We start from the raw sequence: 22,216 nt of genomic DNA on the forward strand, positions 1-22,216 counted from the left end.
GGTTTTATCCAAATGTCCTATCCAAAGTCTCCTGTGCATACCGAATCCGAATCACACGAGGTGAGAAAAATGCTGCAATCGTTAAAAGCCATTGCTAATTACAGGAAAGAAAATGATCTGGCCTGGGATACACCGACTTGGTTAAAGCTGCTTGTTTCGGCTGAGGAGCGTATTGTAAATTTGGAACGCATTCGATCTATAGGTGAGTTAAAGGATGCCAATCCTGTACTGGATTACGTGGAGCGTACGTTGCTTATTTTGGACGGACTTCCATTGTCATTCTGGGTTAAAGAGCTACTGGAGGATGTGTTGGTGTGGTCTGAGACAGCCAAAGGAGGCACAGTCCGCGAACGGCTACGCTGGCAGCATGAGGGCATTAATTTATTTGTACATAATATTGGCTCCTCCCAACTGTATGTCAGACAGGCCCAAGCGGAGTCCCCTGCGTACCCACGCAATAGCATGACCCGAATTCTGATTGAGACGCATGGATTGATCGGGCAATATATACGGGGAGAAATTCCTTTTGCGGAAAATCGACTGCTGCTTGAAATTACTCGTAAGGGCTGGCTGAGCTCTGAGGAACTGGAGCTTGTTTTACGGGCCCTGAACGAGTGTATTATCGCCGGGGTAGAACCTGCATTATGGGACCAAGTACGCAGTGAAGTAGAGCAGCTGATCGGCTGGATTGCATGGGATAACGCTCCTGTAGTCTGGAGTGTAAAGGAGCGACTGGAGAGATTACGGTCGGTTTCGATTCATGAAGGAGAGCCGTTCGAGCAGGCTTACACAGAACTAGAGCAGGAGTTGAATGTAGAGAAGGCGCTGGCTCCGTTGGAGAATCGGACACTTTGGTATGTAGAATCAGCTTTGCAGGATTTTTCACTTCAAGAACTGGTAAAGGTATTCTTACTCACATTAAGGGATGGGACGGGGCAGGAACAGCCTGCGACCGTTCGCCATATCAGCTTCGAATCGCTTATGAATACGATGTATTATGACTATCGTGGTGTCAAGAAAATTAACGTATATAAAAAACGAATGATAGAAAAATATTTAAGTGCACTGTCCTGGCAGGACATCTCAAAAGGGAAACGGAAGCATAATCCTCATTTGAGTGTGATCGTGGAGCACAAAGAGGAGCTGCCGAGTACTGTATTTTTTAATTTTGTATTTTCATCTGCGGCTGAGAAACTAATCGATTTTTGTATTGAAGCAGAAAAAACGCCTCTGTATGACAAAGCAGTCCTGCTGCTGTTCGATCTGTTCGGATTACGGCGTGATGCTTATGATCGCTTTCACAATGAGGAAACGTATCTTACAGATATGAACCAGACCGTAGATTACAAAAGGGTCATTTTGGATTACGTGACGGGAACCCGCATACTGGATATTGGACCCGGCGGGGGCGTGCTGCTGGATCTGATCGAACAGGAAAGACCAGATGCGAAGCCATTAGGTCTTGATATTTCTGTGAATGTCATTGAGGCACTTAAACGTAAAAAGCAATTGGAGCGCCATCGTTGGGATGTCATCAAAGGAGATGCGCTTCGGTTGGAGGAATATGTGGAAACGGGGAGCATGGACACGGTCATCTTCTCTTCGATTCTTCACGAGCTCTATTCCTACATCGAACGAGATGGAATTCGGTTCAATCCACAAACGGTGGAGGCTGCTTTGCAGAGTGCCTATCGTGTGCTTGCACCCGGCGGGCGTATCATCATTCGTGACGGTATTATGACCGAACCAGTAGAGCAGCGCAGACGAATTCGATTCTTGGAGCCGGACGGAATGGAATGGCTGATGCGGTATGCGCAAGATTTTGCAGGCCGCCACATTGAAATAGAGCGTGTGGGTGAGCATGAGGCTGTTTTGCCAGTGAACGATGCGATGGAATTTCTATATACCTATACATGGGGGGCGGAAGCCTATGTGCATGAAGTGCAGGAGCAGTTTGGTTATTTTACCCCGTCACAGTATGAAGAGTGTATCCATAACACACTTGGATCACAAGCGATTATCCGGGTGAGCCGCCATTATTTACAGGAGGGCTATGCCGAGGCGCTGTCCAGCCGTGTTGAGTTCATGGATGAGCAGGGCCAGCGGGTTCCTTTGCCAGACAGTACCTGTCTGATCGTGATTGAGAAGCCGAATAATAGGGCTGGAATTGCTGAATGATTTTTAATTTGAACAAGAGAATGCCTTCTGATTTGTGCCAAGCACGATTGGAAGGCATTTTTTAGAAAGCTAGTGGAGGTGTGTTCATGTATGTCCTCGCAGGTGGAAATATCCGGGTATGACCCGCAGTGGGCTGAAGAGTATATGCGAGAGCAAAGGAAAATTGTAGAGGCTCTCAAAGATGTATGTGTCGGCATAGAGCATATCGGTAGTACGTCCGTTCCTAATCTGGGAGCCAAGCCTATTATTGATATTATGGTTGGAGTAGAAGAGTTGGCAAGTCTTCAATCCGAACATCGAGAGCGTCTACAAGGGTTTCAATATGAATATGTACATAAGCCTGATTTTCCAGAGAGAGCTTTCTTTCGCCGTGGAGAATGGGGAGCTGGGACTCATCACTTGCATATTTACAAGTATAAAGGTGAGCATTGGGAAAACCATCTATTGTTCAGAGATTACTTAAAAGCGCATCCTGATAGCCTGCGAGCGTATGATACTTTAAAAAAAGATTTGGCGTACCAATTCAAATATGACCGTGCAGCGTATACCGAAGCCAAAGGACCATTCATTCGGAAGGTGATTGAGCGGGCGAAGCTTGAAAGATATAGGCAGGGACAGATGAATTCTTAGTACGCATGGACAAGGTGGAGGAATGATGAAGAATATGATGCTTGATGCACTGGTAACGCCGAATGGTTTAAAAGACAGAATGATGCTGCTGTCAGCGCTGGACATTATATTGTCCCCAGAAGATTGGTTACGCACGTATCGTATGCAATCTGAATGGTCTGGTGATGTATGCCTGGGTGAGGTGAACAACGGCGCTGGAGATACGATTCATATGCTATGGACGCGTGGAGGTGTGCTGTTGAAGGGTTTTGACCACGAATCCCCTGTAAGTCCTCATGCGAGAGACGAATATGAGGTTTGGCCGGGCATGTACGACGGTGTGCCTGATGATATGATGGAGCTTTTGGAAGACGAAGCCCTGGAGAAGGAGGACGTTACCTTTTGTATGTGGAGGAAAGCGGAAGATAAGGAGTGGCGTATGGGCAATGCGAACATTCCCGAGGCGTATGACGATGGCTCATCCTTTTTGCTGGGGAAAATTATAGTTACACCGGAGGAATATCAGGATTGGGCTGAAAGTTACTATGAGTTGCCGATTTCTCTAGGGGTGGTAAGCCAGATTTTCAACGGCGTTCCAATCACTGCACAGATGATCTCTGCGCTTCATCCACAGCGTAACGTTACGGAAGCGATAAAGGAGCTAAAGCAGCTTGGCGTTCAGGTGCATGAAAGCTAAGAATACAGATTTGTTTTTCTTGACAAGTTTTGTATATAATACAGGAGAAATGGCTGGGTAATCACCTCGAATTAAAGGAGCTGTGTTGAAGATGTCCAAACGTTTGATTCCTTACATCACGATGGATGGAAATGCAAAAGAAGCAATCGAATTTTATGAAGAGGCATTGGATGCTCAACTGCTTTTTATTCAAACCTTTGGGGAAATGCCGGAAAACCCCGATTTTCCCATTCCCGCAGAGGTCAAGGAACGTGTGGGACATGCTACCCTTAAAGTGGGTGAGACAGAGCTCATGTTTTCTGATACCTTTCCCGGATCACCGTTTAGCAGCGGAAATCAGGTGAGTATCTGTATTACAACCGATAGTGTGGAGCAAGCTCAAAAAATGTTTGATGCTCTACAGCAAGGAGGACAGGTGGGAATGCCTTTGCAGGAAACCCATTTTAGTCCCGCTTATGGGAATGTAACAGACAAGTTTGGTGTCACCTTTCAAATGTTCACAGAGGCTCGGTCTTAAGAAATGGAAAACGGCTCGATTCCGCTACTTTAGCGATCTGGCCGTTTTTTTTACGTATAGTTCAATTCCTAGAATAAATAATGATTTTATTATTGTTGAAATAGAAACAAAAATATATTATATTATGTTGTTAATGCACCAACGGGTGGGAGGACAGGCCATGAACAAAGAAGAACAGGTCATAATGGGTTTCAGGGACTTATATAACAAGATGGTTTGGCTTAATAAGGATAAGATGGAAGACAGTCTTAAGGGTTATAAGTCTTCTGAAGTACATTGCATCGAATACATTGAAAGAAATGTAGATTCCAACGTGACAAAACTTGCGGAGTCCCTTTATATGACTAGCGGTGCCATAAGTAAAATAACTAAGAAGCTCATAAAAAGAGGCATTATCGAAAGCTACCAGAAGCCGGATAACAAGAAAGAAATCTATTTTAGGCTTACGGAGCAAGGGAAAGTAATCTATAAAATCCATGAGGAACTGCACAAAGAGTTTCAAGAGCGGGATAAAGCTGTATTTGAGCAGGTAACTGAGGAGCAATTTGACAGTATGATTAGCTTCCTGGAAAAGTATAGTAGGCATTTGGATGCAGAAATAAAGAAACAGGGTGTAGATATTAAGTCGGAATAAATTTGAATAATGAAAATCAAACCACAGGCAGCTGGGTTCTATTGAGAACGGGCTGCATTTTTTTTGCTACTTTTTTGTTGCCGAGGAAGCAAAACTGTGATACGATATTTTTGCTTCCTTGGAAGCAAAATAACAATTTTTAAGGGGAGAATTTAAGTGTTCAAATTTAGATCACACCATGAACAGAACACAGAACAAATTGTAGATAAACACGCTTTAATATTCGGCCTTATCTCTGTATTTCTTTGCGGAATAGGCTTCAGTATCATAGCACCTGTCGTTCCATTCTTAGTACAGCCTTATATAAGCAATCCGGGACAACAAGCTATCGTTGTCACGCTGCTGACCTCTGTTTATGCCTTCTGCGTGTTTTTTGCGGCCCCCGTACTTGGAGCTCTGAGTGACAAATATGGCCGTCGTCCATTGCTCTTAGTATGCCTTTTGGGTTCCGCAATCGGGTACTTGGTTTTTGGCATAGGAGGAGCTCTATGGGTACTATTTGCGGGACGCATAATAGAGGGGATAACAGGTGGGAGCATAAGCACGATCTTCGCATATTTTGCAGACATCATTCCTCCAGAACAGAGAACCAAATACTTTGGATGGGTGAGTGCGGTTGTAGGTGTAGGCACTGTCATTGGCCCAACTCTAGGCGGATTACTTGCCAAGTTTGGTTATTCTGTACCTATGTATTTTGGAGCAATCATAACTTTATTGAATGTTGTTTATGGATTCTTTTTTATGCCAGAGAGCCTTGCCAAGAATAATAGACTGAAAGAGATTACCTTTGTAAGACTGAATCCACTTACACAGCTTGCAAACATACTTTCCATGAAAAGCTTAAGAAGGCTACTTGTCTCGGCGTTCTTACTTTGGATACCCAACGGATCTTTACAGGCCGTTTTTTCACAATTTACAATGGATACCTTCGGTTGGAAGCCTGCACTAATCGGACTTATGTTTTCAATTATGGGCTTCCAAGACATCATTTCACAAGGTTTCATCATGCCAAAGCTTTTGATAAAACTTAATGATAAACAGATAGCAATTCTTGGAATGGTTTCGGAGATTATAGGCTACAGTCTTATTGCGCTATCTACTTTGTTCTCATTCTATCCTCTTTTTATCGCTGGAATGTTTATATTTGGTTTTGGTGATTCGATCTTTGGGCCTTCATTCAATGGGATGCTCTCCAAGTCTGTCGATTCTAGTGAACAAGGAAGGATTCAAGGAGGTAGTCAATCTATTCAGGCTTTAGCAAGAATGATTGGGCCTATCATTGGAGGTCAAATCTATGTGTCACTTGGTCATGCCGCACCCACTTTTATGGGTATGATCCTTATAGCAGCGGCAATACCAGTTTTATATAAGCGAACGCAAGTAAATGAGGATTTTGCAAAAATCCCATAAGCGACTTCCAATGAACAAGATATAGATCGAAATGGTATAGTTCGTCTATATCTTGCACTTCGGAGCGACTGGAATCGAATTTTGCAAAATCCTGAAATATGTAAACTATCTACTTTGTTTACAGTCTGAGCCATCCGTATGCGGATGGCTCTTCATAGTATCACCTTGCTAAATTAATTTCACGTATTTGTACTTATACGCCAAAATTAAAATCATCATCTGTCAGCGGCTCTACATTCATCGCCCGCACATAGCCGTTTCCTTTTTTAGAAAAGAAATCATGCTGCTTAGTGTGGGTGCTGATACCGTTGAATACAATGGGATTAACTTCTTCTTCTTCAAACAGTGGATCAAAGCCCAAGTTCATCATGGCCTTGTTGGCGTTGTAGCGCAAAAAGACTTTCACATCGTCTACGAGTCCAATAGGAGTGTAAATTTGCTCGGTGTATTGTTCCTCGTTATTGTGCAAGTAGCGGAGCAAGCCTACCAGCGTCTGGTAAAGATCACGTTGTTCTTCCTCGGCCAATTCTGCATAAATCTCCTGTGCCAGTACACCTACGTACACACCGTGAATACTTTCATCCCGCAGGATCAAATCGATAATTTCTCCACTGCATGTCAGCTTGCCCTGGCCCGCCAAATAAAGAGGGTAGAAGAAGCCGCTATAAAATAAATAGCTTTCTAACAGCACCGACGCTGCCATAGCGAGATACAGGTCTTTGGGTGTGTGGATATTCATATAATACTGACGAATGGTTTCTGCCTTGGTTTGGAGATGTGGATTTTCTTCCACCCAGCGGAACACACCGTCAATTTCTTCCGTGGAAGCTAGCGTTGTAAAGATGCTACTGTACGACTTGGCATGAATTTGTTCCATCATCGCCATAAAGCTTAGTACGGCTTTGCGTTGCAGTCCGTCCACATGCTCCATAATTTGCGGCATACCCACGCCGCCTTGAATGGTATCCAGTAGCGTCAATCCGCCCAGCACCTTCATGTAGGCTTCTTTTTCGATATCACTGAGGGTTACCCAGGACATTTTATCGTCAGACAACGGGATTTCATCATCCGTCCAAAATTGCATAATGTTCTGGTTCCAGAACATCAGTGTGAAATCATCGTCCGAGCGATTCCAGTTTACAGCTTGTATACCTGTCATTGTTAGCATTCTCCCTTCAGCTTGCGAGATTCCCTGGAAACACATATTGAAATAGTGCAGGCGAATCATCGTATGCTTGACATACGGAAGCTGTATCCGCGAGGGTCTTGTCCAGTCCCGTAAAAGGTCTGAACCACACGCTGGATACAGCTTCTAATGCAAAGCATCCATATCTATTCAAAATCTAATTTTTATACTACAGTTTGTTACCATTTATGTTTTAGATGGAGCAGGTGAGGCACTCTTCCACAGACAGCTTTTTGGTGCGTGTGTAGTATAACGATTTAAGTCCTTTGTGTGCGGCGTACAGATAGCAACGTGCTAACTGACGCGTAGTCACGTCACTATTCACATGAAGCACGGTCGAAATCCCTTGGTCCACGTGCGGCTGGATTTCTGCAATCAGATCAAGCACTTTGAACTGATCCATTTGATAAGCGGATTTATAGAAGAACACGTTATCCTTTTGCAAATAAGGCATTGGATAGTAGGTCGTCGAATTGGCATAGGTACGGGTTTCAATCTGCTCAACAATCGGCATGACGCTGGATGTTGCATTTTGAATGTACGAAATGCTAGCAGTCGGCGCAATTGCCATACGATAGGCGTGGTACAGGCCATTTTTCATCACATCTGCTTTTAATTTGTCCCAGTCCGCTGAAGTCGGAACATAGATGCCTTTGAACAGTTCTTGCACACGTGCAGTTGTCGGACGATAATCTGTGTTCAGGTATCGGTCAAAATATACGCCTGTCGCATAATCCGATTCCTCAAATCCATAAAAGCTTTGTCCAGCTACTTTCGCGATTTCCATACTCTTTTCGATGGAATGATAGTTCATCGTCATGAAGAAGGTACGGACAAAGTCTTTTGCTTCATTGCTTTCATACGCAATTTTGTTTTTGGCAAAGTAGCCGTGCAGATTCATAACACCCAGACCGACGGAGTGCATTTCACGGTTCGCTTTCGCAACACCTGGTGCATTAGCTACTTGGGTCATATCGCTGACTGAAGTGAGCGCGATCATACCCTCATGAACAGATTCGCGAATTTTACCATGTTCCATCACATTTACAATGTTCAGAGAAGCCAGATTACAGCTCACATCCCGGCGGATAGTATCCTGTTGTCCGTAATCTGTAATTTCGGAGGTTTCCTGCAACTGGAAGATTTCCGTGCATAGGTTCGACATCTTGACTTGACCCACGTTTTTAAGAGCATGTGCCTGGTTCGCGTTACTTTTGTTCATGATATATGGATAACCAGACTCCAACTGAATCATGGCAATTTTCGTCAGCATGTCACGTGCGCTCATCGCTATTTTTTTCTTCACCCGATCGTCAGCAAGCAGCGTGTCGTACATTTCATCCAAATCCATGTCGTCCAGATGCGTTCCATAGGCTTTGAACACACTGTAAGGAGCAAATACATGCAGCGGTTCATTATCTTGAGCCAGCTTGTAAAAGCGGTTTGGCACCAGTAATCCAATAGAAAGTGTCTTGAGACGTACTCTTTCGTCAGCATTGATTTTTTTGCTATCCAGGAACTCAAGCACGTCCCATCCGAAAATGTTGTAATAGGCTGCGCCAGAACCTTTACGTTGTCCCATTTGATCTGCGTAGGAGAAGCCGTCTTCCATCAGCTTCAGCACAGGCATTATGCCTTTTGCTGCGCCTTCTACACCCTTAATCGCTTCACCGCGTGCCCGCAGCTTCGACAGATTAACGGCAACACCTCCGCCGATTTTGGACAACTGCATGCAGGTGTTCAGCACATAGTTGATTGAGTTCAGGGAGTCGTCCATTTCGAGCAGGAAGCAGGATACCAATTCCCCACGGCGGCTTTTGCCTGCATTCAGGAAGGTTGGCGTCGCTGGCTGGAGACGTTGCTCCATCATCGAGCGGGACAACAGGCGTGCCGTATCGGCATTACCGCGTCCTAAATGCAGCGCGACAGCAGCAACCCGGTCAGGGTAATGTTCCAGATAGACTTTACGGTCGTTACTTTTCATTGCATAGTCGGTATAAAACTTGGATGCTGCCATATAGGAAGGAAATTTAAAATTATAGCTATGAGTGATATGGAAAATATCATTAATTTCGTCAGCCGTGTAGCTGTTATAGAAATTTTCGTAATAATCATTCTCAATCATATACAGTACTTGAGCGGCTGTGTCAGCAAACTTCAAACTCCGTTCCTGAACTTCCTTCATAAATTCCGCTACAGCCTCTTGGTCCTTTTCCAATTGGAAAAAGCCGTCTGTATCGCGTTTCATCAACATGTTGTTCAATTCAATATGCCGCAACTCGGCTCACCTCCTGTTTAAAACGCTCTACATCTCCGAACGTTCCAGATAATTCAAATTTACTAATTACGGGGACATTATAGTGGTCGGCAATCAAATCCGCACTTTTGGCAAATTTCTCACCCCAGTTACGGTTGCCGCTTGCAGCTACACCAACAAGGTTTTGTGCATTTTTTTTCAAAAAGGAAGATACCCTCTCAGGTATCTGCCCAAACCCGGTTGTATATGTAATAAGTACGTAAGGTTCTTCTATAGTCATTTGCTCCTCGATCTGAACCGCTGGAAGCTTGAGCTTGTTTATAAATCTTTTTACATTGCCGGTCTTGGAATCATATGCAATCAGCATGGTATGCAACCTCCTTAAACAATTAACGAAAAAAGAAAACGGCATTGCCTGAGATCCATCATAGCTGGAATCCCTTGCTGGCTGTGCCATTTAAAATTTTTGACTCTATATTTACATGTATTTTCATACCTGTATCTTCAAGATATCGGGCATAAATACGTTTTTTACACTATATTTAGAGTACATTCTCTATTTTATATCTATATATAGTTTTGTCAATCGGTCTAGAGGGGATCAGCGGACCCAGATCGGGTATAAGTCCAAGCGGGGTGCGGAAAAGAGCGAAAGAACTTTTTTTTCGTAAGTATGTTAAAAAAGTATTGGAGTTTTTGAGGGTGAAGATGTACGATTTGTCAATGGGCAATAGAATGGAAAATTTACATTTTACTGTAGAAAGGATGAAGCAAATGGGAAGTGATTTTATGGAATTTCAATCGTTTAATATGATCTTTTTTATCGTATTTGGACTCATTGCTTTTGTAATGATTATGGGAATTGTCAAAACGATAGGAGCGGGCCTGTCCAATCAAGCAGCCGAACGGGTACAACGTTCATGTAAGGTTGTGGATAAACGGACGAGAGTGCGTGGGGGATCAGGCGATTTTTCAGCTTCGACATATTATTATATCACCTTTGAGTTTGACGGGGGTGAGCGTATGGAGCTGGAGGTGAAGGATACGGACTTTGGTATGATTGTGATCGGGGATCGTGGGGAGCTTCATTATAAAGGTACACGTTTTCTAGAGTTTGTGAGAGTAATGGAAGCGTAAAGGTGTTGGCGGGGAGATAGTATTGCCAAAACAAATACATAATTGGAGGGAAGATTACGATGCCGCATATCATTGGAAAACGAATAGTATTGAGAGAATACCGTCAAGAAGATGTACCAGATATCCGAAAATGGGTCAATGACCCGGAAATCACACGTGGTTTAAGCGACGTGTTTATCTACCCGCATTCACAGGTGAATAGCGAATCCTTTGTGCAGATGATGATTGACGGCAACCCCGAGATCAAAGGTTTTGTCATTGCGCATAAAGACACACTGGACTATATCGGACAACTGGATTTATTCAAAATCAACTGGGTAAATCGGCACGCTACCCTTGGTGTTGTGATCGGGCGTGAAGGTGACCTGGGCAAAGGTTACGGACGGGAGGCGATCCGGCTGTTACAAAAATTCGCATTTCATACGCTGAACCTGCATCGGCTGGAGCTGGAGGTCTATGCGTTCAATGAACGTGCATACCGTTGCTATTTGGCATGCGGCTTCAAGGAGGAAGGTCGGCTACGGGAAAAGCTATTCAGGGAAGGGCACTATTATGACATTATTCAGATGGGGATTTTGCGCGGTGAATACGAGGCTGCAGAGCAAGCGACGGAATCCTGAGAGTGCAACCTCATAAGCTATTTTACTCCGTCAGCTTTCTTCAATTTTTTATGAGTGAAATCACGGGGACTACGCTCATCCTTTTTCTATTAGCTAAAGGACTTTCTTTGCAGAGTGCGAACTTCTTACTAGTTGTATTCTTTGTAAGTATTTTTTTGTTTGAGATACCCACAGGGGCTATTGCAGATAAGTATGGAAGAAAAATTTCTGTTATTTTGGGACTTTGTTGTTTTCTACTCTATAGTGTGTTGTTCGTTTGGACAGATCATATCGGGGTGCTTGTGTTTGCGCAAGTCTTTGGGGGTCTGGCTATATGTTTACAATCAGGTTCGTTGGAATCATGGGTTGTGGAAAATAGTGATAAGCCCATGGAAGTTCTTTTTACAACCTCTAACAGTATACAGTACATTTCGGGATTTATTTGTGGTCTGTTGGGGGCCTTCCTCGCAACTTTTAACTATTCACTTCCATGGGCGGCTAGCATTTTATCTATTATTGTATGCATTTTTCTATGCTCCTTTTATATGGATGAGGAGAATGTTGCTCATCGAAAGACGTCTACTACTCGCATTAAAACGATTATCGGAGAAAGAGTCCGTATCGGTTTTGAAAATAAGTCTATCTGGATTGTGTTTATGATTGGCTTATTTATCAGCTTTTCGAACTCGGCGGGGAATACATTTCAACAGCCACGTCTGGTTGGCCTTTCTGAACAAGGGATTTGGATTATGGGGTTTATCAAGGCAGGGTATTCACTATGTATGACTTTGGGAAGTTACCTGGTTCGAAAGCTAGGCGCACGATACAGTGATGTACATATACTCATGTATGCTTGCGGTATGATTGGGATATGGCTCATTTTAGCCGGTGCGTTCAACACATTTTATCCTGTACTGCTTACCTTTTTGATCTATGAAATTGGGCGCGGCATGTATCCGGTTGCCAAACAAATTTTTCTGAACAAAAGAATCTCTAATGAGTATCGTTCTACACTACTATCTCTGGATTCTGCGATTTCACAATTAGGCATGTGCGTAGGTTTAATCGTGACAGGTATCATCAGTCGTAATTTTACGGATTTGTCTTCCGATCAAACACCTATTCAAATATCTTGGGTGATGTGTGGCGGGATTGCGTTGATTCCTATCATTTTATTGTTTCACGTCAATCGTGTTTCAGGCAAAAGTAATTCTTGGAAAGAAAAAGAAACCAAACAGAATGTTTAATATAAAAGTTAATGTAGAAGGGCTGAACAGCATTGTCTGTCAGCCCTATAATATTTCATTAAAAAGCAAACCCTATTTTTCGCCGTACCACAGTTTCAGGCGATTTTGGATTAGGCCAGTGTAGATTTCTTCAGCTTTTGGCACACCCGCCTGATCCAGCTCTTGGAGCATGCGGTCATACACAGCGTCGAACTGATCTGGCTTGGCGAGTACGGCCTCAGGAATGCGTTTGCGTACAATGTCCTGCGACTTTTGATAAATAACATTGTAATTCGTATTGGTCGGAACAGGCATGTTGTAGGCAGCCCCCCACTCTTTTACCGGAAAATCCTTTTCGTTCGGGAACAGGTCTTTCCACGTCTGGGCTTTGTATGCCTGAAGGGACTCTTTTTCGGCTTGACTATAATTTTCGGTAATCATCTCCGGATAATTGGTTGTGTAATAGTTGCCAGAAGGGTCCTTTACGCTATCGCCGTAATGTGGCCCCCATATCCAGTACAAACCGATACCTGACTCTCTGCTAAAAGAAGCATTATCGGTGTTTTTACGTTGTTGCACATCCGCCGGAATGACTCGTTTGCCGTTCTCTACGTTGTAATGCTGGCCTTCAATTCCCCAATTTCGTAAAATTTGTCCTTCGTCGGAGGCCAGAAAATCCAGAAACTTGATAGCTCGCACCGGATTTTCACATGAGGTTGTAATTCCGATCCCGGATGCGGTATCGAAGCCAATGGGCTGGAGGGAATGATCCTCGTATTTCTCATTTAAAGTGACTGGAAAATGGGCGTAAGTGAATTCATCCTTACCTGCTGCCTTGAGCGCATTTTCGGCATCTTGATAGTTCCATTCCTGATCAATGAGTCCGATGACACGGCCTGCGGCGATTTTGGACTTATACTGATCACTTTTTTGCACAAAAGTATCCTTATCCAACAGTCCTTCATTGTACATATGGTTCAACCAACGGAAATATTCACGTTCTTCTGGGCGCTTGTAGTGAAGAATGGCTTTGTGTGTTTTAGGATCAATATAATATTCGCCATCGTCGGGTCCACCTGTAGCAGTAACAGCCGGGTTAGTCACTGTAATTTGAATTTTCCAGTCTTCGGCATCAAGTGATAGGGGGATGGTTCGCTGGCCATTGGTAGTAGGGTATTTGGCGACATAATCTTTAAGTGCTTTTTCAAAATCTTGAACGGTGCGGATTTTAGGATATCCAAGCTTCTTAAGTGCCTGATGCTGGATTTCGAAGCCGGCTTGTGCATCAAACGCGATGTGATCCACACCCAAATTGGTCGGGATCGTGTAGATGGCTGGATCTTCACTACTATATTTAATACGATTAAAATAGTCTCCATACACTTTCTTAATGTTAGGGCCGTATTTGTCAATGAGGTCGGTTAGGTCAATGAGTGCTCCGGCATCGACCAGCTTGCCAATGTCTGATTTGGGGTACACGAGATCTGGATACTCTCCGCTCGCTGCCATTAAAGCAAACTTTTCCTCGCCTCGGCCATTGACAGCATGTTCAGCATTTAGCGTAACGCCCGTTTTCTTGATAATTTCCTGCCCGACAGCATCCTTCATGTTGTTCCAGTTAGAGCTGGAATCACCGCCAAAGAAAGTAAATGTAATAGGGCTGGTGTCATTAGGATCTTCCTTTTCTGCCTTACTGCCTGTTCCGTTCGCACAGCCCGTTGTAACGAGCAGCAGCAAAGACAGGAGCAGGATGGAGCTCTGACGTACCGACCTGTTCATGAACATTTGCAAATCCCCCTTAATAAGTATGATTTACACAATGTAAGTGCTTTCAATAGTAAATTGTAGGAAATAAAAAACCTCACGTCAAGTTATTTATAATTGTTTGTTATGCGGTTTGTTTTTTTATTAAGCAAACATATTTTGGTGGAGGGTGTGGATTTGTACAAATCTATCATTTGATGATCTAAAACAAAGTATGCTACGATGGTACCAGTTTATAGGTACACCCGTGTATTAGAAAGGTTAAGGTAGAAAAAGATTCCGAATAGGGTTGGGTGAGAAGATGCGTGGAAAAGTAACGTTGCAAGAAATTGCGGATGCGGCGGGCGTTTCAAAGTTCGCTGTTTCGCGTGCACTGTCAGGCAAACCCGGTGTAAGTGACGAAACAAGGGCGGTTCTGGTCAAGCTTGCTGCCCAGATGGGCTATTTTCGCAGTCATCCCAAAATGACAGGGGTAGAGCCTCGGGACACAGATCCCAGAGAATGGTCGGGTACCGTGCTAGTGTTATTTCCGAATATTAGGTACCAGAACAGGGAATCCAGGTACTGGGGGCCTGTATTTGAAGGGATTTCCGAGCGTCTGAACCGTAAGGGTATGGATATGATCACGTTAACGGAGCCCTCGACTGAAGATACGTTTTCTCTACTGAACCCGGAGGCGATTAAAGGGATTATCACAGTAGGAACGATTTCAACTTCGTTGTTGCTGAACATTTATCGGATGGGTATTCCGGTCGTTATGGTAGATCATTGGGATTCTGCATTTTTAAGTGATACGGTGTTTACAGATAATCGCACATGCATGAGTGAATTAATGAAGGACTTGCTGTGCAGGGGCTATACCCGCTTTCAGTTTGTGGGTCATATTGATGACGCTCACAGTTTCTACGAACGCTGGGAAGCTTGTCGTTCCACACTGGAAATGAGCGGAGTAGAATTGCGGCAGAATAAAGCCCTTCTTCACGGAGGAGCGCAGGCGCTTGCTGAGGAAATGGACAAGTTGTCTGAGGACGAACTGCCTGAGGTTTTTGTATGTGCTAATGATGTGACTGCTGCGCAAGTCGTGGATGTGCTGAAAGAAAAGGGGATTGACGTTCCGAGGCGTTGCGGAGTGACCGGGTTTGACGATACGAATGAACAAATGCCGATTTATGCCACGGTGAGAGTGGATAAGGAATTGCTGGGAATGCGTGCAGTGGACCAGTTGTTGTGGCGCATAACGAACCCGGACTCGCCTGTCGAGAAAAAATTGCTACATGCTGAGCTATTCGTACGGGAAGTTCATGCACCCCGGATCAGTCGGGAAAATGATGACCGTGAGCGTTCCATCAGCACAATCACATATAGTTAATGTCCAGATACGTGTTTGACACCATACACCGTGGAGACGAAGGAGGTCGCTTTTAGCCTGTTTAGGGGCAGAGGGCGACTTTTATTTTGTATTTTGTCATTTGTTCCAAAAAACAATTGACTAATTTGTTAGCTTAATGTTATTTTTGTTATGTTACTGATGAATCCAGATGTTCCCAATCATGCTTATAGGGAGGCTTGTGACGATGGTTAATGTGATAGGGTTGGATGGCTGGAGGTTTAGGGAAGCACAAAGTGATGAGTGGCTCAGCGCGAAAGTGCCGGGTTGTGTGCATACCGATCTTTTACGACATGGCAAAATTCCTGATCCGTTTATCGGTATGAACGAGATGGAGGTACAGTGGATTGATAAGCAGGATTGGGTATATGAAGCCCATTTTGAGATAAATGCAGATCAGCTTCAATGTCAATGTGTAGAGTTGGTGTTGGAAGGTCTGGACACATACGCGGATGTAAAAGTGAATGGTCAATCTGTCTTGTCAGCCAATAATATGTTTCGGGTATGGAGACAAGATGTGAAGGCATTTGTTCAGCAAGGGGAAAATCGGCTGGAAATCAGTTTTCGTTCTCCGATTGCTGAAGATGTACCCAAGCTGGAAAGCTTAGGTTATGGACTCCCTGCACCCAATGATCAGTCCGAGATAGGTGGTTTGTTCGACAAAAAGGTAAGCGTTTTCGCACGTAAGGCTCCCTACCACTATGGTTGGGATTGGGGACCGAGGCTGGTGACGAGCGGTATCTGGAGAGAGGTCCGGATCGAAGCGTGGTCGGGTCTGATCGTGAGAGACTTGTTTATTCGACAGGACGAGGTGAACTCGGTAGGGGCTAAACTCATGGCAGTGGTAGAGATCGAAAATGCAGATGAGATTAGAGATGCCAAGTTGCGTATTTCCGCTGACGGGAAGGTGTGGTCCAAGCCAGTTCGGCTGCTGAAGGGGAAGCAGACGGTGGAGCTGGAGCTGGAGATGAAGAAGCCGAAGCTGTGGTGGTGCCGTGGGCTGGGGGAGCCGCATCTATATACGTTTGTGGCCGAATTGGTGGAACAAGAACAAGGAGCTGTAATCGCGGAAAAATCAGTAAAAACGGGGCTGCGTTCCATCCGTCTTGTACGTGAACGGGATGCAGCAGGAGAGAGCTTTTATTTTGAGCTGAACGGAATTCCAGTGTTTGCAAAAGGGGCTAACCATATTCCGAATGACAGCTTTGTCACTGAAGTTACGATGGAACGATATCGGTATGAAATTGCCAGTGCAGCAACCTCGAATATGAATATGTTGCGGGTGTGGGGTGGCGGTATTTATGAACAAGACGTATTTTATGAGCTTTGTGATGAATACGGTTTGCTCGTGTGGCAAGATTTTATGTTCGCCTGTAGCATGTACCCAGTGGATGAGGATTTTATGGACAATGTGGCACAGGAAGCCGAGGACAATATCAAGCGGCTGCGTCATCATCCCTGCATTGCCTTATGGTGCGGCAACAATGAGATCGATTCTGCATGGGCGCATTATGAAGAGAACGGAGGCTGGGGCTGGAAAAAGGACTACACACCTGAGCAACGGGAGCGCCTGTGGGATGATTATGAAACGCTCTTTCATCGGATTCTACCAGAAGCGGTGCACACCTGGTCTGCGCAGACAGCATATTGGCCCTCCTCCCCGCTGATTGACCTGACGAGAGATCGGAACCAGCATGCCCATCGGTCTTCAGCTGCAGGTGATATTCATTATTGGGGTGTATGGCACGCGTCTGAGCCGTTTGAGAATTACCATGTCCATGTGGGTCGTTTTATGAGTGAATATGGTTTTCAGTCCTTTCCAGAATACAAGTCCGTTCGTACTTATGCGGAAGAAAAGGATTTGGAGCTGGAATCTGCGGTGATGCTGGCACATCAGAAGAACAGCGCAGGCAATCGTCTGATTAAAGAATATATGGAGCGGTACATGCGAGAGCCAAAGGATTTTACAAGTTTTCTTCCCATGAGCCAAATTTTACAGGCAGAAGCAATGAAAGTAGCTATAGAGGCGCATCGTCGTCACAAGCCTTATTGCATGGGAACATTATACTGGCAAATGAATGACTGCTGGCCCGTTGCCTCCTGGTCGAGTATGGACTATTTTGGTCGTTGGAAAGCGCTCCAATATACGGCTAAGCGCAGCTTTGCCGATGTGCTGTTGAGTGCAACAGATACAGAACAGGGGAATAAGGCCCTGCATCTGGTCAACGATACACTAGAGCCGATATCAGGAACGCTGCGGCTGACGCTTATGCATATCCGTAGCAGCCAGGCTATTCGTGAAGAGAACGTTAAGGTAAATCAACCAGCAGGCGGTGCAGGAATTGTACATATACTGCCTATCGACAAATGGCTGAGTGGCCTGAACCGTGCGGAGCATATGCTGGTCGCGTGTCTGACGCAGAATGATGAACAGGTGGCCTCTGGTGAAATTTATTTTGCAGACACAAAAGAGATGGATTTACCGCAGGCGAAAATTGAAGTGACAGAGATTCAGGGAAGCGGGGGCAGCAGATTCATGCTGTGTTCGGATATACTTGCTAGACACGTGTGGCTATCGGCAGAGCAGGAAGGTATTTTCAGCGACAACCATCTGGATCTGGCTCCTGGTATTCCAAAAACAGTGGAATTTTTGGCTTTGCGCAACGGTGCCTCAGTATTTGAGGCAGCTGCGCCGGGTACATTGACAGTACATTCATTGGTCAATTGGATACAAGGTTAGACAGAAGTAAAAGCTTATCCGTCTTTAAGTAGATGATGGATAAGCTTTTTTTATAATATAAATTTATTTTATGATATGTAGAGCGTTTTCATAATGTTAATATACATAACAAAAGAGGGTTTTCGACTTAAGTGATAACAGATCATTTGTAAGAAATCTATCTATTTAGCATCTAATTTTGGTAGAATAGGTTCAAAGTATAATCAAAGCCGCATTAAAACTGACATCGCGAGTATGCTTAGTGTTGAGCGAAGCCCTATAGAGAGGGTCATGAAAGCATTAGGCGGCAGGGGGAGAGGACATGATGCGAAAGAGCTGGTACAGGAGATTGCTTTTTTCCTATTTCCCGATTTTTATGTTAACGGTGTCGATCCTCATTTTTTTATCCTTCCTGATTGTAAACGAAATATCGCGCAATGAAACTGGAAAGGCGAATCGGATTACAACCGGATTTGTGATGGACAGTGTGGAGAAGTCGCTGACAAAGGTAGAAATGGACGTATTAAGCGAGGCGGAGACGAACAAGAGCTACAGTTCTTTTCTGAATGGGCAGGCGCAAAGTGGCAGCACGATGCTGTATGGGCTGGTTGGAAGCCTACGCGCGCTTAAGGATAATCATGAACTGGTACATTCCGTTTATATTTATCGAACGAAGGATCACACGGTGTTAACGAGAAGTGGACTTCAGGATGCTTCGACATTCGGTGATTATCCGTATATTGAGCAGGCTCTTCGGTCGGAGGATCGGCAGTGGTCACCTGTGCGGGAATGGACGGAGCCGGGAACACATACGTCAGAACGTGTAATTTCGATGCATAAGCGCCTCCCGTTGCCTTTTGGAGGACAAGGGCTGCTGGTAATCAATATCGGTGTGTATCCGTTGCAGCAAATGATTGGTCAAATGACGAATCCGACAGTTTCCTATCTGGTGATTAATGATGCTAGCGGTCAAACCATTTATCCAGCTGCATCCGGTACAAAAGATGCTGTAAAAGCAGAGGACGGGCAGCAACTGACTCATCTGATGTCCCCCCGGCTGGGATGGAGTTTTGAAAGTGGTATTCGTGCCGGACAGTTGTTCGAGTGGGTGTCTGTTATCTCTTACGTCTGGATTGTAGTTGGATTGGCTGTTGTTATATTAGCGGTGATCTACATTATTTATGTGACCCGCAGAAATTACAGGCCAATTCAGCTGATGATGCAGCGTATTCAACAACTGCCCAGCCGTCCGGGTGAGGAAAACAACAAGGACGAGCTGTGGATGATTGATCATGCGTTGCAAAGTCTGATTCGGCAAACGATTGATTATGAACAGCAGGAGCATGCGAATATACTCATTCGGCGGCGGCAGCTGTTCCTTGATCTTATGGAAGGTACAGGCACCGAAACGGTAGAGCTTCGGCTGAATGATCTTTCTCCTTTTGCGGATGGCGGGAAGAGAGGTGTTACTCTGGTTTATGCTGTCATGGTGGTAGAGTTGCACGATCTGGATCTGCCACAGACAGCAGACGGTAGCAGACGTTTAGAGGATCATGGGGGCGAAGATCAGCGTTTAAGCCTGTCGTTGCTTGGTGTGGTACAGGAACTAGCAGCTACCTATGGATGGCAGGGCTGGGCAGAATGGATGAGTCGTAAAAGAATTTCCATTTTATTGCGGAAAGAGGTAGATGATGGGGAAGGCTTACTGGGTGTGAAGCTGCAAGAAATGGCACAAACAGGCTGTGAGTGGCTGCATGGGCATCTGGGTGTACAGCTCACGATTGGGATAGGCGGTCAGATTCATGAGTTGGCGCATGTTCAGGATTCCTATCGGTCCGCGATTTCTGCTCTGCGGTACCGGTTAACGCTTGGAGTGCGTGATATTGTAACCAGTGAACAGGTTCCGCAGGCCGATGACATTCCATTATACTCCTATTTGCCGCTGATTTCGGAGACAATTCGTTCTTTTCGGCTAGCCAGCCACGATTGGCGTGTACAGCTGGAAGGACTATTTGGGGCGATGGAAACAGACAAGCTGAAGGATGGAGATATTTTAACGGTAATGCAGTGGCTGCAAGAACTGCTGGAACGAGAAATGCGTGAGATGAAGGATGTATCGGGGGCACTGGATCGTTATTTTAACGGGCCGGAAGCAGAACGATGGAAATCTGAGGTCGAGTCTGCTTCTTCATTGGCTGTGATGCATACGCTGATGTTGGAGCACATGACCACTGTGTATCGGACTTATGTTGCCGCCAGTGAAACCAAAAGCTACCGGGCCATGGTTAGCGAGATGAAGCAATATATTGAAGAGCACTATACGAATCCGGATTTATCGTTAAATCATTTGAGTGAACGTTTTGATGTGTCACCTAAATATGCCAGTCATCTGTTTAAAACAGAATTTGATATGAAATTCGTCGATTTTTTGACTCGACTCCGTATGAATCATGCCCAGCAAATGCTGTGTAATACGACCGAAACGGTTCAGCATATTGCGACTCAGGTTGGTTATGCCAATTCGATTACCTTTGGGCGGGTATTTAAGCGGGTAGTCGGCGTAACGCCGGGAGATTATCGCAAGCTGAGATTAAAACCGGAGGATTCATTAACAGGGGGAGCGCTATAGGCGCTCGCCTTTTTTGTTTTTTTCATTAAAAGGGGGAGTAAAGCGCGTCAGTTTATGGGGCGGAATTTAGTTTATTGCGGCACAGGTGTTCAAATGCGATACTTATGTCCATATCTTGAACCTACAGGGCGTCAACAGCCGATGTATTGGCAGGCATGATGGCGAACCGGAATGACGGAGGATGGCTATGGCGGACATGTATGTACAAAAGCAACACAGGGATGAGCCGAAGGCTTCCGGCTGGGCCGCAGGCATTGATGTTGGCGGGACGAAGACGCTGATCTGTATCGGCACAGCGGAACAGCAAGTAGTGGTGAGGCATAAATTTCCGACGGTTCATACGAAGGATGCCCATTTTTTCTTTGAGAGTCTATTCGAGGAGCTGGAACATTGTCTAAAGCAGGAAGGCTTGTCGCTGGCACAGTTAAAAGGCATAGGTATCGGTTTCCCCGGTGTGGTAGATAACGATAGCGGAACGATTACCCACGCCCCGGCAATTCCATGGAGTGTTCAAGATCGTATACATGGCGACAGTACGCATGGCGGTAATGCGCATGAAAGTATACGATCTATCGTTGCACACCGATACAGTGGTCGCTTGGTGCTGGATAATGATGTGAATATGGCTGCTTTGGGAGAACAATGGTTAGGGGTAGCTCGGGGATTACGGCATGTGATGATGATAACGGTGGGAACAGGTATCGGTTGTGGCCTTATTTTAAATGGAGAGATGTATAAGGGAGCCGCAGGCGGAGCAGGTGAAATGGCTTATTGGATTGCAGGCGAGGAACAGGCACGGCAAGCAGCAAAACAGAAGGGGACGGATGAGTTCGGTGTGTTCGAATCTTTAACATCGGGGACGGCGATAACGCGCAGTGTAAAATCAGCACTCGCCTCTGGCATACCAGGTACACACATGATCCGGCTAGCAGGAGGAAACAGGGACGAGGTAGGGGCGAGACATGTATTGCAAGCGGCGTCCGAAGGGGATGTAGAAGCACAGATGATTTTGGAGCCTGCGCTAGTGCATATGGCGATGGCTTTGACGAATGTGATCAGCCTGCTGAACCCGGAAATGATCGTTGTAGGTGGCGGTGTAGCAGAAGGTAACACGTATTATTTGGATGAAATTCGGCAAAGAGTAGCCTTATGGACGGATATTCCTTGTACTATTGTACCTGCTGGTCTGGGGAATGAAGCCGGGGCCATCGGAGCGTTGGCTACGATTCTGGGCAGCTCGGTACGCTAAACAACAGGGAGGTTTCCA

17 protein-coding genes are annotated in these 22,216 nt (G+C 45.2%); 13 read left to right on the forward strand and 4 right to left on the reverse strand.

The features are described 5' to 3' along the window. Positions 1-69 precede the first annotated feature (69 nt). The 6 genes from ACM1ND_RS09560 (at position 70) to ACM1ND_RS09585 (ending at position 6,045) form a co-directional block, all read left to right on the forward strand. Positions 70-2,178 (forward strand): class I SAM-dependent methyltransferase, encoded by a 2,109-nt coding sequence (locus tag ACM1ND_RS09560; protein WP_028542794.1) that lies wholly within the window; start codon positions 70-72, stop codon positions 2,176-2,178. A gap of 90 nt (positions 2,179-2,268) precedes the next feature. Then, positions 2,269-2,808, forward strand: coding sequence for a GrpB family protein (locus tag ACM1ND_RS09565; RefSeq protein ID WP_053325183.1), 540 nt, complete (start codon positions 2,269-2,271; stop codon positions 2,806-2,808). 22 nt (positions 2,809-2,830) lie between these two features. After that, positions 2,831-3,484 carry a hypothetical protein gene (locus ACM1ND_RS09570; protein ID WP_418027619.1) on the forward strand — a complete coding sequence of 218 codons (654 nt, stop codon included), beginning with the start codon at positions 2,831-2,833 and terminating at the stop codon, positions 3,482-3,484. A gap of 91 nt (positions 3,485-3,575) precedes the next feature. After that, positions 3,576-4,001, forward strand: coding sequence for a VOC family protein (locus ACM1ND_RS09575; RefSeq protein ID WP_053325184.1), 426 nt, complete (start codon positions 3,576-3,578; stop codon positions 3,999-4,001). A gap of 160 nt (positions 4,002-4,161) precedes the next feature. Then, complete coding sequence (locus tag ACM1ND_RS09580) at positions 4,162-4,635, forward strand: MarR family transcriptional regulator (protein ID WP_023988081.1); 474 nt, start codon at positions 4,162-4,164, stop codon at positions 4,633-4,635. 156 nt (positions 4,636-4,791) lie between these two features. Then, the gene (locus ACM1ND_RS09585; protein ID WP_418027620.1) at positions 4,792-6,045 is read left to right on the forward strand and encodes an MFS transporter; all 1,254 of its coding nucleotides are present in this window, start codon (positions 4,792-4,794) and stop codon (positions 6,043-6,045) included. Between the two features lie 193 nt (positions 6,046-6,238). Here the strand turns inward: ACM1ND_RS09585 and nrdF are convergent, their stop codons facing one another. From nrdF to nrdI, 3 genes are all read right to left on the reverse strand, one after another. Next, on the reverse strand, positions 6,239-7,204 hold the full coding sequence (gene nrdF, locus ACM1ND_RS09590) for a class 1b ribonucleoside-diphosphate reductase subunit beta (RefSeq protein WP_025723500.1): 966 nt from the start codon (positions 7,202-7,204) through the stop codon (positions 6,239-6,241). Positions 7,205-7,424: 220 nt separating this feature from the next. After that, on the reverse strand, positions 7,425-9,509 hold the full coding sequence (gene nrdE, locus ACM1ND_RS09595; protein ID WP_023988084.1) for a class 1b ribonucleoside-diphosphate reductase subunit alpha: 2,085 nt from the start codon (positions 9,507-9,509) through the stop codon (positions 7,425-7,427). Continuing rightward, complete coding sequence (gene nrdI / locus ACM1ND_RS09600) at positions 9,496-9,855, reverse strand: class Ib ribonucleoside-diphosphate reductase assembly flavoprotein NrdI (protein WP_016819181.1); 360 nt, start codon at positions 9,853-9,855, stop codon at positions 9,496-9,498. Before nrdI ends, nrdE begins: the two co-directional genes overlap by 14 nt. Before the next feature lie 407 nt (positions 9,856-10,262). On the opposite strand from nrdI, the gene ACM1ND_RS09605 reads away from it, so the two are divergent. From ACM1ND_RS09605 to ACM1ND_RS09615, 3 genes are read left to right on the forward strand one after another with little or no spacing between them, the layout of a single operon-like run. Further along, positions 10,263-10,625, forward strand: a complete 363-nt coding sequence (locus ACM1ND_RS09605; RefSeq protein WP_069292104.1) for a DUF2500 domain-containing protein — start codon at positions 10,263-10,265, stop codon at positions 10,623-10,625. A 59-nt stretch (positions 10,626-10,684) separates the two neighbouring features. Beyond that, positions 10,685-11,245: a GNAT family protein gene (locus ACM1ND_RS09610; RefSeq protein WP_339201851.1), complete on the forward strand. Its 561-nt coding sequence runs from the start codon at positions 10,685-10,687 to the stop codon at positions 11,243-11,245. A 2-nt stretch (positions 11,246-11,247) separates the two neighbouring features. Further along, positions 11,248-12,471, forward strand: coding sequence for an MFS transporter (locus ACM1ND_RS09615; RefSeq protein WP_418027621.1), 1,224 nt, complete (start codon positions 11,248-11,250; stop codon positions 12,469-12,471). Between the two features lie 72 nt (positions 12,472-12,543). On the opposite strand, the gene ACM1ND_RS09620 is transcribed toward ACM1ND_RS09615, so the two are convergent. Next, positions 12,544-14,235 carry an ABC transporter substrate-binding protein gene (locus ACM1ND_RS09620; RefSeq protein ID WP_023988087.1) on the reverse strand — a complete coding sequence of 564 codons (1,692 nt, stop codon included), beginning with the start codon at positions 14,233-14,235 and terminating at the stop codon, positions 12,544-12,546. A gap of 280 nt (positions 14,236-14,515) precedes the next feature. Here ACM1ND_RS09620 and ACM1ND_RS09625 point away from each other — a divergent pair, with 280 nt between their 5' ends. The 4 genes from ACM1ND_RS09625 (at position 14,516) to ACM1ND_RS09640 (ending at position 22,198) form a co-directional block, all read left to right on the forward strand. Next, entirely contained in the window at positions 14,516-15,583 is a 1,068-nt protein-coding gene (locus tag ACM1ND_RS09625) for a LacI family DNA-binding transcriptional regulator (RefSeq protein ID WP_023988088.1), read from the forward strand. 205 nt (positions 15,584-15,788) lie between these two features. Beyond that, the gene (locus ACM1ND_RS09630; RefSeq protein WP_418027622.1) at positions 15,789-18,341 is read left to right on the forward strand and encodes a beta-mannosidase; all 2,553 of its coding nucleotides are present in this window, start codon (positions 15,789-15,791) and stop codon (positions 18,339-18,341) included. 301 nt (positions 18,342-18,642) lie between these two features. Beyond that, positions 18,643-20,949 (forward strand): helix-turn-helix domain-containing protein, encoded by a 2,307-nt coding sequence (locus ACM1ND_RS09635; protein WP_341062854.1) that lies wholly within the window; start codon positions 18,643-18,645, stop codon positions 20,947-20,949. A gap of 187 nt (positions 20,950-21,136) precedes the next feature. Further along, entirely contained in the window at positions 21,137-22,198 is a 1,062-nt protein-coding gene (locus ACM1ND_RS09640) for an ROK family protein (protein WP_341062853.1), read from the forward strand. The last annotated feature ends 18 nt before the right edge of the window (positions 22,199-22,216 follow it).

The organism is Paenibacillus sp. JJ1722, assembly GCF_048282685.1.
In the GTDB taxonomy this organism is placed as follows: domain Bacteria; phylum Bacillota; class Bacilli; order Paenibacillales; family Paenibacillaceae; genus Paenibacillus; species Paenibacillus polymyxa_B.